The following is a 19990-nucleotide window of genomic DNA, read 5'->3' on the forward strand; positions in this document are numbered from 1 at the left end:
ACCGGCAGAAAGAGAAAAGGTATGCCCCAGGCACCTCGTTTACGAAGCACCGGTCGTCATATGCGCACGACGGTGATGACTTCAAACCGCAATAAGTGGATTGCTCTGCTTACTGCTTGCATGCTCGTCATTGTTGTTGGCTTTGGTGGCGTGTTGGCTCTGCGTATGCGCAATAATCTGCATACTCAGGAGCTGAACATCAGCAATTACAAGAACGGCCTGGAGAACGGCGCCTTGGACATTCTCGTGATTGGCTCCGACACCCGTAAGGGCAATAACGGCGCGTACGGCGATGAGGATGACCGCAATTCTGAGGCTCGCGCGGACGTGATGATGCTGCTGCAGATCAGCAAGGACCGTAAGAACGTGAGCGTGCTGTCGTTCCCGCGTGACCTGATGGTTGATGTGCCGCAGTGTACTGATCCTGAGAGCGGCACCGTGTACCCGGCTGAGGAGAACGTTCAGATTAACGAGTCTCTGTCTCGCGGTGGCCCCGGTTGTACTGTGGCAACCATTAGCAAGCTGACCGGCGTGAATATTGACCACTTTATGCTGGTGGACTTTAACGCTGTGAAGGAGCTGTCGAAGGTTGTTGGTGGCGTTCAGGTCTGTGTGGACGCTCCGATTGATGACGAGTACAGCGGTCTGAAGCTTCCTGCGGGTACTTCCACTGTTGAGGGTGAGCAGGCTCTTGCGTTTTTGCGTAGCCGCCACGGCTTCTCGGATGGTTCCGATATTGGTCGTATTCAGGCTCAGCAGGGCTTCTTGTCTTCGCTGCTACGTAAGGTGAAGAGCGAGGGTACTCTGTCGAATCCAGGCCGTCTGATTAATATTGCTGAGGCGATTACTCAGAACGTGACGGTGGATAAGAACCTGGGCAATATCAGCACTCTGGTGGGTGTTGGTGCGGCTCTCGGCGGCGTGGACCTGTCGAATGTTGTGTTTGCGACGGTGCCGACTGAGCCGTGGAGCCAGGATGAGAACCGCCTGCAGGTTTCTGCGGATGCTGCGAACGTGTTCCAGCGTCTGCGTGATGATAAGTCGCTGAAGGAAGAGAAGGCTCCGGAGGCACCGGCTACTTCTGCCGCTCCGGTTCAGCTGGATCGTACGGTTCCGGTGAACGTGTACAATGCGACCGGTCTGGATGGCCGCTCGGCTACGATCGCTTCGGTGATTGAGGGCCTGGGCTACTCGAATGTTACTCCGGGTACCTCCGCTAGCCCGACGAACTTCACCACGGTCTTCTACTCGACCGGTTACGAGGCGGAGGCGAAGGAAATCGCCGCGAAGCTGAACGTGACCCGCGTGGTGGCGACTGAAGAGGTTCTGGGTGTGTCGGTGACTATTGGTACTGACTTCCCGTCCGGTGAGGCGATGGAGAAGCAGGAGGCTGCGATTGCGGGTAACGCGACCGGTCAGACTGCTGATCAGCACAAGTGCCAGACTGCTTTCGCCTACTAGGTTGTAGCTAGGGCATAGCGCAGATGCGTGAATAGCGAACAGAAGGGGCGTAGCGCCAGAAATGGTGGCTACGCCCCTTTGCCGTTAACGCTTTCCAGATGATGGACGGCTTCCCGGGTGCCCTGCCACCGCCTCCGACCCCTGTGATAGCGTGGAGGCATGACTATTGACGGTGAGAGCATGCGCGGGGTTACCCGCCAGGCAGTGAACCTGCTGCTTATTCGCCGGAACGGGGCACACTAGAATCTGCCGCGACCGTTCCGGCTTTTTGACGCGGCATCTCACCTTTGCATCCTTTCTGATGCACCGCCTTGACCACGGCTGCCGGGGACCGATACCCGGCACGGTACGAGCCCCACAATTGGGGTAGAGCGAGACGGACCAACCAACAGGAAATTCATCATGAAAAACCACCAGAAGCCCAGCCCCATGCCGGTACACAAGTACCGCCCTTTCCACGAGCAGATTGTTGTTGACCTGCCGGACCGCACCTGGCCGGATAAGGTCATTGAGAAGGCTCCGCGCTGGTGCGCAGTGGATCTGCGTGACGGTAACCAGGCGCTGATTGACCCCATGGACACCGACCGTAAGCTTGCGATGTTCAAGCTGCTGGTGAAGATGGGTTACAAGGAAATTGAGGTTGGTTTCCCTTCGGCGTCGCAGACTGACTTTGATTTTGTGCGCACTCTCGTTGAGGACGGCCACATTCCTTCGGATGTGACCATTCAGGTTCTGGTGCAGGCGCGTGAGCACCTGATTGCCCGCACTTTTGAGGCGATTGAGGGCGCACCGCAGGCGATTGTGCACTTCTACAACTCGACCTCCGTGCTACAGCGTCGCGTGGTGTTCAACCAGGATCAGGAGGGCGTGCTGGATATCGCCCTGCAGGGTGCGCGCCTGTGCCGCAAGTACGAAGAGCAGATGATCTCTGACACTAAGGTCATCTACGAGTACTCGCCCGAGTCTTTCACCGGCACCGAGCTTGAGTACGCGGCTCGCGTGGTGAACGCTGTGGCTGAGGAACTGGAGGTCGGTCAGAACGGCCGCGAGCTGATTGTGAACCTGCCCGCTACCGTTGAGATGGCTACCCCGAACGTGTACGCCGACTCGGTCGAGTGGATGCACCGCAACCTGAACCACCGCGAGCACATTGTGCTGTCGCTGCACCCGCATAATGACCGCGGTACCGGCGTGGCTGCTGCTGAGCTGGGTTACTTGGCGGGTGCTGACCGTATTGAGGGTTGCCTCTTCGGTAATGGCGAGCGCACCGGTAACGTTGACCTGGTGACGTTGGGCCTGAACATGTACACCCAGGGTGTGGATCCGCAGATTGATTTCTCTGATATTGACGGTATCCGTAAGACTGTTGAATACTGCAACCAGCTGAAGGTGCACGAGCGTTCGCCGTATGGTGGCGATCTGGTGTTCACCGCGTTCTCTGGTTCTCACCAGGACGCTATTAAGAAGGGCTTTGAGGCTCTGGAGCGTACCGCTGCTGAGGCGGGTAAGACCGTGGATGAGGTTTATTGGGAGGTTCCGTACCTGCCGATTGATCCTCGCGATCTGGGTCGTACCTACGAGGCGATTATTCGTGTGAACTCGCAGTCCGGTAAGGGCGGTATGGCGTACCTGCTGAAGCAGGATCACGGTCTGGATTTGCCGCGTCGTGCTCAGGTTGAGTTCTCGAAGATTGTTCAGGCTCGTACTGACGCTGAGGGCGGCGAGATGACCAGCCAGAAACTGTGGAACATCTTCGCGGATGAGTACTTGCCCGCAACCGACACGGAGAAGCGTTGGGGTAAGTACCGTATTGAGTCGATTAACATTGATTCGGCTGATACCGGTGCGACCACTCTGCGTGTTGGTCTGAACATTGATGGTCACACTTACACCCGTTCGGCTTCGGGTACCGGTCCGGTGGATGCTCTGCAGAACATCCTGTCGGGCGAGGGCGTGGATATTCGCGTGATGGATTACTCGGAGCACACCATGTCGTCTTCGTCGACTGCTAACGCTGCGTGCTACGTTGAGGCTGCTGTTGGTTCTCGCGTGCTGTGGGGTATCGGTGTGGATAACTCGACGACTCGTGCGGCTTTGAAGGCGATGATTTCAGCTGTGAACCGTGCGCTGCGTGATGAGCGTCAGGCGTAGGCGATAGCCGTACATGCTTTGTGCAAGGTTTTCGGGTGACCGCTGGTGGGTGACCGTTAGCCGTGCATGATGTGGGGGCGGGATGCATACTGGGAGTATGTATCCCGCCCTTACGCGTTAATGTGCGCAGGTGTTGTGTGCATCGGCGTGCTGTGGGGCGAATAATCTGCTGGGAGGAACTCTCATGAAAAGCTACGCGATGGTGTTTAGCCCCGTTGATGCGGCGGGCACCGATTCTTCTGTTCGTGCCTGGAATTATGAGCTGCACGGTGGTGATGATACTGCTCTGCCTGCAGGTTGCCCTGAGGTGTGGGAGGCTGGCTGGGTGGGTTCGACCGGTCCCGGTATTGAGCAGGATCAGTGGCCGCGCAGTACTTTTACTGGTTTGCCGATGCAGCATATTTTTACGGTGAGGTTGCCGGGGGAGTACCTGCCGGATGCGCAGAAGTATCCGGGCGTTGTGGCATTCTCTTTCTTTGCCGGTGATGGCCAGTTCGCTGAGGATGAGGCGACTGAGGGTGTTGCTAATGCTGCTAGTGATGACCCGTTTGAGGTGCAGTATGCGCAGGCGCGGGTGCATCCGTATCAGTTGTTGTTGCGCGATATTTTGGATGCCGAGTTTGCGGTGCTGTACCTGAGTGAGGAGGAGTTCTCGTCCCGCACGCCGCCGCCGCAGGATGTGCGCCGGCCCGGTGAGCATCGTGGTGAGGAGGAGAGCTTCAGCGCCTGGGCTTTGGCGGATCAGCAGCAGCCGCTGGCTCGTAAGCCTGCTCTGGTGGGGTGGGTTCCGACGGATGACCCGAATGCAGGTAAGGTCCCCAGTGATGTGTTTGAGAATGTGGACTCGCAGACTGGTTATTTGAGTCCTTTCGATTGGGATGCTGAGGATTCGGCGTGGTTTGAGTGGGCGAAGCCGCTAATTGCGGTGGGTACTCACCTGGGTGGCACTCATTTTTATGCGCAGGCTCTGCCGGAGGGTCTGACGGCTCGTTATATTGAGTTCGATGAGTTTGATGTGCTGAATTTTGGGTGCGGTAGCGCTGTTTTTGATTTTGAGACGGGTGTTTTCGACTGGTCGTGCGGCTAGTATGCTTGCACCGGTGACGCACCTTTGATGCGCCGGAGAGCGCGCATTTGAGGTGTTTGCGCGGCCTCCTTGAGCCATGGGTGAACCGTGGATGAGCTATGGATAAGCCCCGGTTGCACCGCGGTGTACCTCCTGAAACGGCACCCTGAGCGTTTCAGAGTGTGGACGGGGCGGTTTGCGGAAGTTTCACATCACCTTCGGCGAACCACCCCGGGCGGGTGCGCCTCCTGTATCCTTGAATGCGTGGAATGGATTCAAGCAATTATTTTGGGCTTTGTTCAGGGCCTGACCGAATTTCTGCCGATTTCGTCATCGGCGCATCTGAACATTGTTGGCCAGATCCTGCCGGAGAAGGCTGACCCGGGCGCCGCGTTTACCGCAATCACCCAGCTGGGTACTGAGACCGCGGTCTTGATTTTTTTCTGGCGCGATATTGTGCGCATTGTGAAGGCGTGGTTTGGCGCTCTTACCGGTCGTGTACCGCGCAATGACCCGGATGCCCGCATGGGTTGGCTGATTATTATTGGCTCCCTGCCCATCGGCGTTCTGGGCCTGCTGCTGGAAGACTACATTGACACCCAGTTCCGTAGCCTGTGGATTGTGGCGACTATGCTGATTGTCTTCGCTGTGTTCCTGGGTCTTGCGGACCGTTTTGGCCGCGAGCAGCGTGAGCTGAAGGACCTGACGTTCCGTCACGGCCTGCTGTACGGTTGCGCACAGGCGCTGGCACTGATCCCGGGTGTTTCCCGTTCGGGCGGTACGATTACTGCGGGTCTGTTCATGGGGTACACCCGTGAGGCTGCGGCACGTTACTCGTTCCTGCTGGCCATGCCTGCCGTGTTCATGTCTGGCCTGTACAAGACCTTCAAGGTGGTCACCGGCGAGGAAGCTACCGGCTACTACGGTATCCCCTCGACTATCGTGGCTACTCTGGTTGCGTTTGTGGTGGGTTACCTGATGATTGGCTGGTTCCTGAAGTACGTGTCGTCGAAGTCCTACGGCATTTTCATCTGGTACCGTATTGCGCTCGGTATCCTGATTTTCGTTGGTCTGGGCACTGGCGTTCTGAACGCTACTTCTTCGGCGTTCTAAGGCTTTAGCCCTCAGCGTGATATGACATACCCGTCCGTGAGTTTCTCACGGGCGGGTATTCTTATTGGAGTAGATTTTTTGGCACCCGCATGCCTTGAGGTTGGGCGGCGGGTGTGGCGCGTCCACCGGTTGTGGGCGTTTTTACGGAAAGGAAACCCATGCGAGCTTGGGATGCCCCCGCCTCTGTGACTCTGCCCGGTCAGGCTGCGTTGCCGCGTATTTTTGATACCGCGGCTGGTGAGATTGTTCAGGTTCAGGAGGATAAGGCGGCGAGCCTGTACGTTTGCGGTATCACCCCGTACGACGCGACGCATATGGGTCACGCCTCCACCTATGTTGCTTTTGACTTGCTGCACCGCGCCTGGCTGGATGCGGGCGTGCCGGTCACCTACGTGCAGAACGTGACCGATGTGGACGACCCGCTGCTGGAGCGTGCGACCGCGACGAATGTTGATTGGCGTGAGCTGGCTGAGGATCAGACGGAGCTGTTCCGCACCGATATGAAGGCGCTGAACGTGATTCCGCCGGCGCACTATGTGGGTGTGGTGGAGTCCATTGAGTGGCTGTTCCCGCTGATTGAGGACCTGTTCCGCCGCGGCCTGGCGTACCGCGTGCCCGGCTACACCGACGAGCAGGGTGTGGTGCATCCTGACGGTGACGTGTACCTGGATCTGAAGGCTGTGCGTGAGCTGCCCGCAAACGCTGAGGGCTACTCGTGGGCACCGGGCGAGGTCTGCCACTTGACCCGTGATGAGATGCTGGAGATTTTCGCTGAGCGCGGCGGCGACCCGAACCGTGCCGGTAAGCGTGATGCACTGGATCCGCTGCTGTGGCGTGTTGAGCGTGAGGGCGAGCCGAGCTGGGATGCCGGCGAGCTGGGCGCGGGCCGCCCCGGCTGGCACATCGAGTGCACGATGATTGCCCGCCGTTTTGTGGATGGTTCGCTGACCGTTCAGGCTGGCGGTAACGACTTAACGTTCCCGCACCATGATTTGGGTGCGGGCCATTCGTGGGCTGTGTCTGCACGCCCGCACGCTAAGCATTACGCGCACACCGGCATGGTCGGTTTGGACGGCCACAAGATGAGCAAGTCCCGCGGCAACCTGGTGCTGGTTTCGCGTCTGCGTGCGGCTGGTGAGGATGCGAACGCGGTGCGTCTGGCGATTATGGGTCAGCATTACCGTTCGGATTGGTTCTGGACTGATGAGCTGCTGGAGCACGCGAAGGCTCGCCTGGATACGTACCGTCATGCGGTGTCGGTGGCTGAGGGCCGTGAGGGTTCCGAAGGTGTCACCGATGAGGCGGCTGTTGAGCTGCTGGCCGCTGTGCGTGAGGCGCTCGGTGAGGACCTGAACGCTCCGGCGGCGTTGGCGGCTGTGGATGCGTGGGCTGTGAAGGCTCTGGCGGACACTACCGTCGGCGGTGGCGCGCTGGTGCGTGACATCCTGGCGGCACGCCTGGGCGTGGTCCTCTAAGATGGCTGCGTCTGTCATTGAGGAGCTGTATGCTCTTCGCCCGTACGACCGTGAGGCGGTCGATGCGCTCGCCGCAGAGATGTTAGCTGAGGTTCGCACGTACGAGGCGCAGAAGGAAGCGTAGGGCTTCTGAGAGCAATATAAGCCCAACAAGGGGGTGGGTGATCCTGGAATACTCCAGGGTCACCCACCCCCTTGCGTTTAACCGGTTGTAGAACCCAATAACTGGTGTTACTCTTCAGCAACTAGTCCTGAGCGGCTAGTCTTCGGTGTCTACAAATTCCTCACGGAAAATCTGTTCACCGGCAAGAACCTCATCAAGGAGCTTCTCCTGAGCAGGTTCCAGATGCACCAGGTGCGTAAGAGTGTAGAGCAGACGCTCATACTCTTCGCTCCAGGCAAGCGGCCATTCTCGCTGAACAATGTCGTTGAGCGAGGAACTCCACTTTGTTTCCGGATCCTTGAGGCGGTACTTAGCCCACATACCTAGTACCCGATTACCACCGACGGTGTAATCAAAGACGCGCTTTTCCACGTTCTCGCAGCGAGCCTCACCGAAGGAGACGGTGCCCATTACGGGGTTGTTCTCTTCCTCAGAGAGGCTATTGACCGGGTCGGGGGAGAAGCTGGGCTTCTTCTCCGGCATCGTCCTACCCATGTCTACCGTCGGGGTAGGCAGGGTGTAGTCTGCACCTTCGGGAAGCTGGTGCAGGTATTTCATACCCGGTAGCGGCTCACCGCGCTCACCGTAGGTGTGTAGCCACACAACCTGCTTACCGAGCTGAACGGCACGTTCCCAGAGCTCCGGGTCCGCAGTGAGGGGCACGCGAATACCCGCATGCTGGAGCGGCTTGTCAAAGGTGCGCACGTAGCCGGGGTGTCCGGTGAGTGCCGCTAGGTAGTAGACGAGGTCGCCGGGGGCATTAGCTCCGAAGCGTTCGCTCAGAATCTGAGCAGCAGCTTCAGTAAGGTTTGGCGCGCCAGCCTCGGTCAACGTGGGGTGGACACGGCCTCCTTGGCTGCCCTTGAACCCATGCATATCTGGGATTAAGTAGTGAAAGTACAGTCCCGGCCCCATACCCACGTATTCATTGTGAAGCTCAGCGATAAATATCTGCTTAGCAGTACGATAACCCCACAACGCTGGTCTAGGAGTATCAGCAAGCCGAGAATCAGCAAAGACATACTGCCGGTCAAAAGCTCGGTATCCCACCGGTACAATATTCGGTGCGTCCGGAATGACTTCGCGAGCAATCTGATCGTTCAGGCTTTCACGGCTCCCCTGGAACGTATCGGTACCCGGAAGTGGCTTCTTAGCCTTTGTAGTCTTTGCATCACGTGTTTCTTTGAACCGCTCAGCACGTACTTCCAGATCGTTACCTTCGATGAGTTCCGCCCAACGTTCCTGTAGCACACTTTCAGAGGGTGCGTAAACCCAAGTTCTATTGGGCTTTACACCAGGAGAACAACTAGCGTAGAAATCCGGTAGCTCAGGGTAACTATCCCAATCATCATCCGCCTCAGGAGCGAACTTATCGCCCCAGCCGGAGCGTACCGGTTCAAACTCTGAGCTCCCCAAATCGAGAGTGGCAAGAGCCTGCATTTTCTCCGCAAAGGTACCGTGCAGGGCAACGTAGCGAATATCCGCGGGGGTTTCCTCATCGGTATCTTCTTCACGCAGGAACATCGCGATAGATACAGGGGTCTCGATAGCGAAAATAGCATTCTTCGCTGGAGGTTGCATACCTTCAGGGGTCACATTAATAATCCATCCACGGCTGGACGAACGACGAATATACTCACGCATCCCCGCGAATCCCGGACCCTTCAGATATCCAGATGCGGTAATAAAACAGACAACACCTGCACGTTTGGAGCTATCTGACTGGCTCTCAAAAGCACGGAAAGAATCTTCGAAGACCTTCCAGAAAGCCCAACGCCAAAAGTAGACGTACAGGTTCTTCAGCACATACTCATATCCACCCATACCAGGAGCATGGAAGTCTTCCATAATGGAGGAGGAGTCGTCTTTGGAACGAGGTCCTGAATTGACCCAACCGCCCATTTTCTCCGCTTTAACTTTATACGGCGGATTACCAATGCATACCTGAATAGGCACCTCACGCTTTACCCTAGTTGCCTTATTCGACAACTGAGAAAGCAGACGCAGAGTATTACCGTTCACCGGCTTCTGCTTAGCGTAGGGGTCGCTCAGAGTATCCGCCACATAGAGATTCAGACCGTCCTCCGGAACGTCAGCACCCAGCTCCTTAAGGGTCTGGTTCAGGCGAAGCTCAGCCACGGAGAAAGGACCCGACTGCAGCTCAAAGCCGTACAGGTTCTTCGCCAGACGATTCAGAGCACGAGTGCGCGCAGCAGGAGAGAGGCTTTCCGCACTTGCCACTTTATGCATAACCGACAGCGGATAGGTGCCGGTACCCATCGCCGGGTCAATCACGGACACACCCTCACTCGCCAGACCGTGCTCCTTGCCCAGGTAGGTGCGCAGAGCGTCATCCACCAGGCGCACCATCTGATTCACCACTTCAACCGGGGTGTAGTAACTACCAGTCTTCTTACGCTGCGCCGGGTTATAGACCTTCAGGAAGTGCTCGTAGAGGTGCAGATACACATCCGACTTGCCGCCAGAAATATCAGCCCAGGAAGCGGCACCCATGACACGCACAATCACGGCGAGAGCGTTATACAGGGAGCTCTTCTCATCCAGGTGCTCGGTCAGCAGACCCAGCGCATTACCCAGCAGACCGTGTTGGGAACGCAAACGACTCGCCATAGTCGAGAACGTCTCAAGGCTCAGGTCAAGGTTCTCAGAGAGAGCAACCACCAGCGAAAACACCACGGTCTGCGCAAAGCTATCGGCAAACTCTTCATTACTGGTACTCGGGGCGAGAGTATCACGCCAATCCTTACGCAGACCCACCAGCGGGGGAGGAAACACGGAGTCTTCCTCGCCCTTCTTCTTAGCTTTCGCCTGCTCCGCTTTATAGGTCTTTTCCTGTACGGCAAGTCCCAAAAGCATCTCTTCACGCAACAAAGCCGCAAGGGGGGCGAGAGTTTCTACCAACTGGTCGGCACTCGTAATCGGGGCGGGAACCCACCGCAAAAAGTTCAGGAAAAACGTCGCGAGAGCATCCGGTGCGCTCAGCGTGCCATGGCCGCTGAAAGAACCATGCATATGCACCGCATCATACCCGGTGCTCGTCAGTACCGGTTCGCCATAACGGTACAGGCGCCACTCGGTGCCGTTGGTGTACAAAAGGTTCGGAAGGTTCCGCAGACGCTGCCACTGCTTATACTCGTGGCTCTTCTTAGTGAAAGAAGCGGGGTCAATGTTCTTACCCGGAGCCTTGAGCTCCACATAGCCAGTCAAAACACCATCGACCATGATGGCGTAATCAGGACGAACTAGACCCTCAGAAACTAGACCCCCCCCCCGCTGTTTTCAGCGAGGTTTCACGGACGGTCACAACCTTCATCGAATGCAAGGCGCCAAAGTCCTGCAACAGGGTAGCGACCGGGTTCGTCAGCTGAGCCTCCGGTTCACCGTCCCCAACGCGCAGATTCTCCCGCACCTGCCTGCCGAACTCGGCAATTAGTGAGTTGAAATCAGTCACAATACTCTTTCCTTTGCCCCATAATTCGTGGGCACTAAGGTGTTTCTGCCCGCCAAGGATTCTGGCGAACTCTCATCAAGTCTAACCAAAAATGAGTACCGCTCATTGCTCAGTGGTCATCGCTCCATCCATGCTGCCCGGTTATCACGCCCGCGGGGTAATGCGCCACAGCCGATTTGCAGACTCCGCTAAAATAGAAAAGGACTTTTTCCGTCCCGCGGTTCGCAGCACAGCGCGAACAGCACAGACTGACCCAAACCCGAGGAGAAACACCCCGTGAGCAGCGGCACCCCCACCCCCACCGGCGCAATCAACCGCCGCGGCCCCTTCCGCCCCGGCGAGCGCGTCCAAATCACTGACGAACGCGGCCGCATCACCACCATCACCCTCGCCGAAGGCGGCGAATACCACTCCCACAAGGGCTTCCTCAAGCACGACGACCTCATCGGCGCACCCGAAGGCACCGTCATCGCCAACACTCACGGCATCCTCTACCAGGCGCTGCGCCCCCTCTACAAGGACTTCGTACTCTCCATGCCGCGCGGCGCAGCCGTCGTCTACCCCAAGGACGCCGCGCAGATTATCGTCAAGGCAGACATCTTCCCCGGCGCACGCGTCGTCGAGGCTGGCGTCGGTTCCGGCGCACTGTCCATCGCGCTGCTGCGTGCAGTCGGCGACTACGGTTGCGTGCACTCCTTCGAACGTCGTGAAGAATTCGCAGACGTCGCGCGCGGCAACATCGAGACCATGTTCGGCGGCCCCCACCCGGCGTGGAAGCTGAGCATCGGCGACCTGCAGGACACCCTGCCGCAGGTTGAAGAGCCCGGCAGCGTCGACCGCGTCGTGCTCGACATGCTCGCACCCTGGGAGTGCCTGGACGCCGTAGCGGAGGCGCTCGCACCCGGCGGCGTGCTCATCTGCTACGTTGCGACCGTGACCCAGATGTCCCGCCTGGTTGAGGGCATGCGCCTGGACGGCCGCTTCACCGAACCCGAATGTGACGAAACCATTGTTCGCGGCTGGCACGTGGAGGGCCTGGCGGTCCGCCCCGACCACCGCATGGTGGCACACACCGCGTTCCTGGTCGTGGCTCGTCGCCTCGCTGACGGTGCGGTGCGCCTGGCACCGAAGCGTCGCGCATCCAAGACTGACTTCTCTGAAGAGGATATGAACGCGTGGATTCCCATGAACGTGGGTGAGCGTGAGGTGACCGATAAGAAGATTCGCCGCGCAGCACGCGATGCGAAGAACCTTGCCGCTCACGCCGCACGCGCGAACGAGATTGCGCTCGAACAGAACGGCATCGAGTCTGCTGAATAATTGATGAACCACCTTTGACCTGCGGGGGCACGGGCGTTGCCTGGAGCCCCCGCAGTGCACCCACCAGGCTACTCGCCCTGCGCAGTACTCGCATCGAGTAGCCGCCGACAAGGACGAACAGCTAAAGGAGCTACCGTGTCCACCCACGAATCTGCAGATCAGGCAGGAACCCCCCAGTACGGCACCGCCCACAGTGCAGCCAGCGCGGCACCGCACTACTCGGCTGCTTTCGGGTCGACCTCCCTGCCCGGCAGTCAGCCCGTCAGCGCGCAGGAGTATGACGCCGTGCTGCGTCGACTCTCTGCGGCGGAGGCAACCCGCGACAATATGAGCCGACAGATTCGTGGTGCGGGGGAGAAGAACCGCAAGCTCGTTGAGGCAATTACCAGCATGCGCTACCAGGTGGAGCGTCTGCGCGCCTCCCTGTCGCAGAACGTCATGCCGCCGCTGAATTCGGCGATTGTGCTGGCGGTGCATGAGGGTCAGACCATGACCTACGAGCAGGTCGCGGACGATAAAACCCCCGCCGAGATTGACACCTACCTGGACGTTCAGGTGGGCGGCCGTATGATGCGTATTCCCGTATCCCCGCTCATTGACCTGTCCACGCTGACCCCCGGCATGACCGTGCTGCTCAACGACAAGACGGAGGCGGTCGTTGCCCTGGACACCGAGCCCTTTGGCGACGTGGTGACCGTGCGCGAGGTGCTGGATGAGCAGCGCGTGCTGGTTGATACGTCCTCGGGTGCTCAGCAGGTGGCGCGTGTGGCTGGTTCCCTCGACATTGAGCAGCTGCGCACAGGGGATGCGGTCACCCTCGACACGCGCACCCGTATGCTGACCTCGCAGGTTCCCGCCTCCCGCTCGCAGGAGCTGGTTCTGGAAGAGATTCCGGACGTCACCTACGAGCAGATTGGTGGCCTGGGCGCTCAGATTGAGCAGATTCGCGACGCGGTGGAGCTGCCGTACCTGCACCCGGAGATTTTTGAGCGCTATCACCTGGCACCGCCCAAGGGTATTTTGCTGTACGGTCCTCCCGGTAACGGTAAGACCATGATTGCTAAGGCTGTGGCGAACTCCCTAGCGGCTCGTGCGGCCGCGCTGAACCCGGGTTCGGCTACTCGCGGCTACTTCCTGAACATTAAGGGCCCCGAGCTGCTCGATAAGTTCGTCGGTGAGACCGAGCGTCAGATCCGCGATATTTTCGTTGCCGCCCGCGAGAAGGCGGAGGCGGGTCACCCGGTCGTCGTGTTCTTTGACGAGATGGAGTCCCTATTCCGTATGCGCGGTTCGGGTCGTTCCTCCGATATTGAGACGACCATCGTGCCGCAGCTGCTTGCCGAAATTGACGGTGTGGAGTCGCTGCAGAACGTCATCGTTATTGGTGCAACCAACCGTGAAGACCTGATTGATGCCGCGGTGATGCGCCCGGGCCGACTCGACCTGAAGATCCGCATTAACCGCCCGGACGCCGCCGGTGCGGCAGAGATTTTCGGTCTGTACCTGACCGAGGACCTACCCCTGGACGCTGCGGAGGTGGCAGCCGCCGGTTCGACCCGCGCCGCCCTGACCGCGATGATTGCGGCGGCGGCAGGTCAGCTGTACGCGCGCACCCCCTCCACGGCGTACGCTGTGGCGACCGTGGATTCTTCCATGGTCGTTGGTTCTGGTGCGAGCGCGAACCTGTCCACGCACACGCTGTACCGCGGCGATTTCGCGTCGGGTGCGGTGATTCGCAATATTGTGGACCGCGCGAAGAAGGCGGCGATTAAGGAGCAGTTGCAGGCGCTGACCGCCGGTGCTAACGCATCGAGTGTGGGTATTGGTACCCGCCACCTGCTGGAGGCGGTACGCGCCGAGTTTGAGGATCAGGTGGACTTGCCGCCGCTGCCCGATATTGAGGATGCGCTCACCGTCGCCGGTGTGCGTGGCCGCCTGGTGTCGGTGGAGCCGCCGCGCTAAACCGCGCACGCCCACACCATAAACCGCGACCATAAACTGCGCTACAAGCATGAGCCGGGCGGCGCTCACCGAACGCTTATCCCGCATTAACCTCAGTATTACCGCAGGTCCAGAGCCTTTAGATGGTATAGAACTTTTCAGGAGAACCCCATGACCTCCACCCCCAGCTACGGCGTGCACCGCATTATGGGTGCCGAAACCGAGTACGGCGTCATCGCCCCCTCCGCGCCGGGCACCAACCCGACCGTGCTGTCCGCACTGGTGGTCAACACCTACGCCAAGTTGGCGTTCCGCCGCGGCGCCGCCTTCCGCGAACAGCTGCAGCGCCGCGCCCTGGCGGATGAGCTGACCGCCGAGCAGGCACGCCAGGCAGAGAACTACTCGACCGAAACCCCTGAGGGCCAGTGGCTGGGGGAGTCCGAGTCGCCCCTGCGTGACGCCTTCGGGCAGGTTCAGGACGCCTCCACCGCCCACTCGAGCCAGATGACGCACACCCGTACCGAGCTGACCAGCGAAGATATTGCTCTGGAGATTATGCGTGAGGCGGGCGTTCAGGCACCGGGTGAGCCCGCCGAGCCGCGTAGCGCCCTGGATGCGCTCGCCGGTGTGCACGGCCGCGGTGGTTTCCCGGAGCGTCTGGATTGGGACCGCGTGACCATGAACGCGATTCTGCCCAATGGTGCGCGCCTGTATGTGGATCACGCGCATCCGGAGTATTCCTCGCCGGAGGTTCTGACCCCCGCCGACGCGGTGCTCTATGACGCTGCCGGTGACGCGCTGGCCTATGAGTCGCTGGTGGAGCTGGGCAACCACGCGCAGGATTTGCCGCAGGTGAAGCTGTACAAGAACAACACCGACTCGAAGGGCCAGTCGTACGGCGCCCACGAAAACTACCTGATTAGCCGTGATGTTCCGTTTGAGCAGGTTGCGGATGCGCTCCTGCCGTTTTTTGCGACCCGCGCGATTTTTACGGGTGCGGGCCGTGTGGGTATTGGTACGCACGGTGAGGTTCCGGGTTTTCAGATTAGTTCGCGCGCTGATTTCTTTGAGCGCACGATTGGTCTGGAGACCACGATTCGCCGCCCGATTGTGAATACGCGCGATGAGCCGCACGCGGATGAGTCGAAGTACCGCCGCCTGCACGTGATTCCGGCGGATGCAAACATGTCGCACTATTCGAACCTGTTGAAGTTTGGTACGGCGGCTCTGGTGATGAACCTGATTGAGTCGCACAGTGAGCAGGCTCCGGTGCTGCCGGGCGTGCGCCTGTCTGATCCGGTGGCGGCGATGCACGCGGTCAGCCACGACCTGTCGCTGTCGGTTCAGCTGCCGCTGGCGCCGTCTTCGGCGACCCTGCCGAACCCGGTGTCCACGAGCGGTTCTGCGAGTGCGCTGCAGATTCAGCGCGCCTACTATGAGGCCTCCCGCGCGCACGAGGAGTCAAACCCGGCGGGTGTGGATGCTGCGACCGCGCAGATTCTTGATCTGTGGGGTGAGGTTCTGGACGCCCTGGAAACCAACCCGCTCTCGCTGGCGGATCGTCTGGATTGGGTGGCGAAGTATGCGCTGGTGCGCGGCTATGTCGCTCAGGGCGTAGATTATTCGAATCCGAAGTTGAAGGCGTTGGATTTGCAGTACGCTGATATTGACCCCTCGAAGAGCCTGTATCACCGTCTGGTGGCGCGTGGCCGTATGCGCACGCTGTTCTCTGCGGAGCAGGTCGAGCGTGCGACGACTGAGCCGCCGCGTGAGACGCGCGCGTTTTTGCGTGGCACGTTGATGGCACGTTGGCCGGAGGAGATTCTCGGTATTAACTGGGATACGGTGTCGTGCCGCGGCAGGTATTCGAAGGATCTGACTCGTTTTACGATGATGGAGCCGACCCGGTACGGTGCCGCCGAGGTGGAGCCGCTGCTGGATGAGGTGAACCATTCGGATGAGCTGCTGACCCGCCTGCGCTAGTAGCACCACCCCTAAACCCACATAAACTCATATTCTTCCCCGGGGCGAATACCCCCATTCGGAAGAGTAAAAACCACATAACCCACAGATAGGGTGCAGTGCACAGCTCACGGCAGTCGGTGCGTACCACCCCCGGTATTGCCTCAGCACCGCCTCCAGCAGTACCTCTAAGCACCCCATCTGACCCCATAACTTGACGTTAAGACCGGCACCGGTCTGAACAACCCCTTTGAGGAGAGAACCATGAGCCGCGAACGCATCAGCGCACAGCAGACCGAAACCACCGCAGCCGAGCAGGAGCAGGAACTGACTCTCGCCGCCTCGCACGTGGTGTCTGACGTGAGCGAGGTCGACGACCTGCTTGACGAAATTGACGGCCTGCTCGCTGAGAACGCTGAAGACTTCGTCACCGGCTTCGTCCAGAAGGGCGGCGAGTAACCGGCACGCCCCGCGCCGGGTCAGCATCATGGAACACCGTATTTTCGGCATTGAAAGCGAATTCGGGCTCAGCTACGTCCCACACGGGCTCGGTCGGCTGAGCATCGAAGAGTCCGCCGCCGCCCTTTTCAAGCCCGTCCTGGATCAGTGGCGCTCAACGAACGTCTTCCTACCTAACGGCGGTAGGCTCTACCTTGATGTGGGTTCGCACCCCGAGTACGCCTCCGCCGAATGCGGCAGCATTGACGAACTGCTCGCGCAGGAACGCGCCGGTGAGCTGCTTTTCGCTGATCTGGCGCGTACCGCCCGTAAGCGCCTGCTCGCAGGCTCGGAGGGCCGCCCTCTCGACGGTGAACTGTACCTGTTCAAGAACAATGTGGATTCGGCAGGCAACTCCTACGGCAGCCACGAGAACTACCTGATCAGCCGCAAACTGCAGTTCAACGACCTGATTGCCCAGCTCGTGCCGTTCCTGGTGACCCGCCAGATTCTGGTCGGTGCCGGTAAGACCCACCCGAACGGCGGCCCGGTGCCCGGCTCGACCGACCCGGCGTCCAGCACGGGTGTGCCCTCGTATTCGTTCTCGCAGCGTGCCGACCACATTTGGGAGGCGGCGTCCACCTCGACCTCGCGCGCTCGCCCGCTCATTAACACCCGCGATGAGCCGCACGCGGACGCGTCGAAGTTCCGCCGCATGCACGTCATTAATGGTGATTCGAACATGGCGGAACCGACGACCCTGCTGAAGATTGCCAGCACCGACCTGGTGTTGCGCATGCTGGAGGACCGCTTCCCGGTCACGAGCCTGGATATTGTGTCTGTTCCGGCGGCTCTGCGCGCTATCAGCCACGATCTGACCGGCACCGCGACCTTCGAAACCACGGACGGTAAGCATTACACGGCGTTGAGCGTTCAGCGTCACTACCTGGATGCGGCACGCCAGTACGTGCAGCAGTACGGCGCGCACCACCGTCACGTGGAATATGCCCTGGACCTGTGGCAGCGCACCCTGGATGCTATTGAGTCTGGTGATTACAGTAGCATTGATACTGAGATTGACTGGGCGATTAAGAAGAAGCTTCTGGACGCGTATATTGCCCGCGCCCGCGCGGCTGGTCAGCCTGCCGATTATGCGAGCGCCCGCATCCGTCAGCTGGATTTGGCGTACCACGACATCGACCCGGAGCGTAGTGTCTTCCATGCGCTGGTTCGTCGCGGTGCGGTCAAGCGCATCCTGCCTGAGGGTACTGCGGAGGCGGCGAAGACTCAGCCGCCGAATACTCGCGCCCTGCAGCGTTCGCGTTTCATTAACGCGGCGGTTGCGGCGGGGGAGCAGTTCACCGTGGATTGGGTGCATTTGAAGCTCAACGCCTACCCGCAGCACACGCTGGTGTGCAAGGACCCGTTTGCTACCGGCAGCGAGGAGCTGGAGGAGGTGCTGAGCCTGCTGGCGTCTAAGGCGCGTCAGCATCAGGAGGCGGCATTCCCGCCGCCCTGCTAATCAACAGCTCTGCTAGGCAGCTCCGCTAGAAATGCTCTGACGAGGGGAAACCCGCCGGCGGTCGGGGTTGTAGACCTTCGGGAACACCCCGGCCGCAACACAGCTTGAACACAGCTACGTGCCGTAGCATAAAACAGCTAAACCTATACCTGTAAACTGTTCTGTGGCACACGGGCACTCACACGCCCCACTCTCACAGAAAACCCCAGAGGATAACACTATGATGAAACGCTCTAAGCTCACTATTTTCGGTGCCAGCGCGGCAGTTCTCGCGCTCGCACTGTCTGCATGCGGCGAACAGGCAACCAACAACGGCGACCTGTCCAAGGTGCAGTACACCCTGAAGAACGCGACCGCTGAGCCCGAAGCAACTTTCGCAACCCCCTTCGCCGCGTCTAGCCCTTCTGCGTACGTGATTGAGGAAGGTAACGGCGACTCCATCAACGATGGTGACTACGTGCTCGTTGAGGCTGCCGTATTCAAAGGCACCGACGGCAAGATCAACGGTTCCACGTACTCCAGCGAGCCGATTCTGTTGCCGGTCAATGAGCAGCTAAAAAAGGCAGCACCGCAGGTGTATGACACGCTGAAGAACATTAAGGTTGGCGGTTCTTTCTCGTACACCACCAACGTTCTGCAGCAGCGCAGCACCGCGGGCGTGACCACTACGACCGCGTCGCCCGGTGCTGCAACCAACGTTGAGGTATACACCGTGAAGACGAAGCTACCCAAGTACGCAACAGGTAAGGCCGTTGAGGCTGACCCGTCGCTGCCGTCCTTCACCCTGGATGAGTCCACCGGCAAGGCAGAGCTGAAGATGCCCGATAACAAGCAGGAACACACCGAGCTGGTCTCCAAGACCCTCATTGAGGGCGAGGGCCCCGAGGTGAAGGAAACCGACACCGTGTACGTGCGCTACATTGGCGCACAGTACTCCGATGGTAAGGTCTTCGACGGCAACTATGACAAGACTCCCACCGGATTGTCCCTGCAGGGCGTTATCAAGGGCTGGACTCAGGGTCTGAAGGGTAAGAAGGTCGGCTCCCGCGTTGAGCTGGTCATCCCGGCGGACCTGGCGTACGGTAACGACACCGGCGGTTCTAAGCCTTCGGGCACCCTGGTGTTCGTGGTTGATATTCTGGGTGCGGAGGAGAACCCGCAGACCCTGCAGCGTGCTCAGGCAGCTTCTAGCGCGGCCGCTGCGGAGGCGAGCGCATCGGCAACCGCAACCCCGGCAGCTACCGCTTCGGCTACCGCGCAGTAGCCCACATTTTTATACCGCGCTCGCCGCTTATATGACTATGACGTAGGCGGCGGGCGCACCCACTATTTCGATTCATTTCGAACCAATCAAAGGAGACACCCATGTCTTTCGGTCAGCGTAACCTCGACCGCGAAAAGCCCGAAATCGATTTCCCCGAGGGCGACGCCCCCACCGAGCTGGTCATCACCGACCTGATCGAGGGTGCAGGCGCTGAGGTTGTTCCCGGCTCCCGCGTGCTCACCCACTACGTTGGTGTGGCATTCTCCACCGGTGAAGAGTTCGACGCATCCTGGAACCGTGGCGAGCCGCTGCCGTTCCAGGTGGGCGTTGGCCAGGTTATCCGCGGTTGGGATGAGGGTCTGCTCGGCATGAAGGTCGGCGGCCGTCGTCGCCTGGAGATCCCCGCCGACATGGCGTACGGTGACCGCGGCGCAGGCTCGGTCATTAAGCCCGGCGAGTCCCTGATTTTCGTGGTGGACCTGCTGGACGTCCGCTAAGGACTAGCAAGGTTCTCACGCTTCTTGCGTAAGAGACGCGTAGCCCGGTGCTTTCTCCCGATTGCGGGAGGGGGTGCCGGGCTTTTGTGTGCCGGACTATAGGTGCGCCCGCGTATTCCTCCCACAGCCGCCCCATGCACTGAGC

Annotated in this window: 15 protein-coding genes; 13 read left to right on the plus strand and 2 right to left on the minus strand. The window is 59.6% G+C overall.

Annotated elements, in window-relative coordinates; translation table 11 throughout:
* Positions 1-21 precede the first annotated feature (21 nt).
* The 6 genes from RM6536_RS08360 (at position 22) to RM6536_RS09180 (ending at position 7390) form a co-directional block, all read left to right on the plus strand.
* Entirely contained in the window at positions 22-1461 is a 1440-nt protein-coding gene (locus RM6536_RS08360) for an LCP family protein (protein ID WP_060824777.1), read from the plus strand.
* A gap of 402 nt (positions 1462-1863) precedes the next feature.
* Entirely contained in the window at positions 1864-3612 is a 1749-nt protein-coding gene (gene leuA / locus RM6536_RS08365) for a 2-isopropylmalate synthase (RefSeq protein ID WP_060824778.1), read from the plus strand.
* 184 nt (positions 3613-3796) lie between these two features.
* The gene (locus RM6536_RS08370) at positions 3797-4699 is read left to right on the plus strand and encodes a hypothetical protein (RefSeq protein WP_060824779.1); all 903 of its coding nucleotides are present in this window, start codon (positions 3797-3799) and stop codon (positions 4697-4699) included.
* A 243-nt stretch (positions 4700-4942) separates the two neighbouring features.
* A complete protein-coding gene (locus RM6536_RS08375; protein ID WP_044145830.1) occupies positions 4943-5791 on the plus strand; it encodes an undecaprenyl-diphosphate phosphatase in 849 nt (282 codons plus the stop codon).
* Positions 5792-5949: 158 nt separating this feature from the next.
* Positions 5950-7266 (plus strand): cysteine--1-D-myo-inosityl 2-amino-2-deoxy-alpha-D-glucopyranoside ligase, encoded by a 1317-nt coding sequence (gene mshC / locus RM6536_RS08380; protein ID WP_060824780.1) that lies wholly within the window; start codon positions 5950-5952, stop codon positions 7264-7266.
* 1 nt (position 7267) lies between these two features.
* Positions 7268-7390, plus strand: coding sequence for a hypothetical protein (locus RM6536_RS09180; RefSeq protein ID WP_012903526.1), 123 nt, complete (start codon positions 7268-7270; stop codon positions 7388-7390).
* A 135-nt stretch (positions 7391-7525) separates the two neighbouring features.
* Here RM6536_RS09180 and RM6536_RS08385 read toward each other — a convergent pair whose 3' ends face one another.
* Positions 7526-10657, minus strand: coding sequence for a type ISP restriction/modification enzyme (locus tag RM6536_RS08385; RefSeq protein WP_171840185.1), 3132 nt, complete (start codon positions 10655-10657; stop codon positions 7526-7528).
* Positions 10658-10700: 43 nt separating this feature from the next.
* Positions 10701-10901, minus strand: coding sequence for a hypothetical protein (locus RM6536_RS08390; protein ID WP_060824782.1), 201 nt, complete (start codon positions 10899-10901; stop codon positions 10701-10703).
* 276 nt (positions 10902-11177) lie between these two features.
* On the opposite strand from RM6536_RS08390, the gene RM6536_RS08395 reads away from it, so the two are divergent.
* The 7 genes from RM6536_RS08395 to RM6536_RS08425 all read left to right on the plus strand — a co-directional run bounded on the left by RM6536_RS08395 (position 11178) and on the right by RM6536_RS08425 (position 19845).
* Positions 11178-12221 carry a tRNA (adenine-N1)-methyltransferase gene (locus tag RM6536_RS08395; protein WP_060824783.1) on the plus strand — a complete coding sequence of 348 codons (1044 nt, stop codon included), beginning with the start codon at positions 11178-11180 and terminating at the stop codon, positions 12219-12221.
* A 135-nt stretch (positions 12222-12356) separates the two neighbouring features.
* A complete protein-coding gene (gene arc / locus RM6536_RS08400) occupies positions 12357-14183 on the plus strand; it encodes a proteasome ATPase (RefSeq protein ID WP_060824784.1) in 1827 nt (608 codons plus the stop codon).
* A 150-nt stretch (positions 14184-14333) separates the two neighbouring features.
* A complete protein-coding gene (gene dop, locus RM6536_RS08405; RefSeq protein ID WP_060824785.1) occupies positions 14334-16145 on the plus strand; it encodes a depupylase/deamidase Dop in 1812 nt (603 codons plus the stop codon).
* Positions 16146-16388: 243 nt separating this feature from the next.
* On the plus strand, positions 16389-16583 hold the full coding sequence (locus tag RM6536_RS08410; protein WP_005506016.1) for a ubiquitin-like protein Pup: 195 nt from the start codon (positions 16389-16391) through the stop codon (positions 16581-16583).
* 28 nt (positions 16584-16611) lie between these two features.
* Positions 16612-18084, plus strand: a complete 1473-nt coding sequence (pafA, locus tag RM6536_RS08415) for a Pup--protein ligase (protein ID WP_060824786.1) — start codon at positions 16612-16614, stop codon at positions 18082-18084.
* A 220-nt stretch (positions 18085-18304) separates the two neighbouring features.
* Entirely contained in the window at positions 18305-19348 is a 1044-nt protein-coding gene (locus RM6536_RS08420; protein ID WP_060824787.1) for an FKBP-type peptidyl-prolyl cis-trans isomerase, read from the plus strand.
* 101 nt (positions 19349-19449) lie between these two features.
* Positions 19450-19845: an FKBP-type peptidyl-prolyl cis-trans isomerase gene (locus tag RM6536_RS08425; protein WP_005508667.1), complete on the plus strand. Its 396-nt coding sequence runs from the start codon at positions 19450-19452 to the stop codon at positions 19843-19845.
* Positions 19846-19990 lie beyond the last annotated feature (145 nt).

Source organism: Rothia mucilaginosa (assembly GCF_001548235.1).
Lineage (GTDB): Bacteria > Actinomycetota > Actinomycetes > Actinomycetales > Micrococcaceae > Rothia > Rothia mucilaginosa_B.

Bases quoted from the DNA above. Each gene is read 5' to 3' on its own strand.
- RM6536_RS08360 (WP_060824777.1), top strand. From the start codon at position 22: ATGCCCCAGGCACCTCGTTTACGAAGCACCGGTCGTCATATGCGCACG.
- leuA (WP_060824778.1), top strand. From the start codon at position 1,864: ATGAAAAACCACCAGAAGCCCAGCCCCATGCCGGTACACAAGTACCGC.
- RM6536_RS08370 (WP_060824779.1), top strand. From the start codon at position 3,797: ATGAAAAGCTACGCGATGGTGTTTAGCCCCGTTGATGCGGCGGGCACC.
- mshC (WP_060824780.1), top strand. From the start codon at position 5,950: ATGCGAGCTTGGGATGCCCCCGCCTCTGTGACTCTGCCCGGTCAGGCT.
- RM6536_RS09180 (WP_012903526.1), top strand. From the start codon at position 7,268: ATGGCTGCGTCTGTCATTGAGGAGCTGTATGCTCTTCGCCCGTACGAC.
- dop (WP_060824785.1), top strand. From the start codon at position 14,334: ATGACCTCCACCCCCAGCTACGGCGTGCACCGCATTATGGGTGCCGAA.
- RM6536_RS08410 (WP_005506016.1), top strand. From the start codon at position 16,389: ATGAGCCGCGAACGCATCAGCGCACAGCAGACCGAAACCACCGCAGCC.
- pafA (WP_060824786.1), top strand. From the start codon at position 16,612: ATGGAACACCGTATTTTCGGCATTGAAAGCGAATTCGGGCTCAGCTAC.
- RM6536_RS08420 (WP_060824787.1), top strand. From the start codon at position 18,305: ATGATGAAACGCTCTAAGCTCACTATTTTCGGTGCCAGCGCGGCAGTT.
- RM6536_RS08425 (WP_005508667.1), top strand. From the start codon at position 19,450: ATGTCTTTCGGTCAGCGTAACCTCGACCGCGAAAAGCCCGAAATCGAT.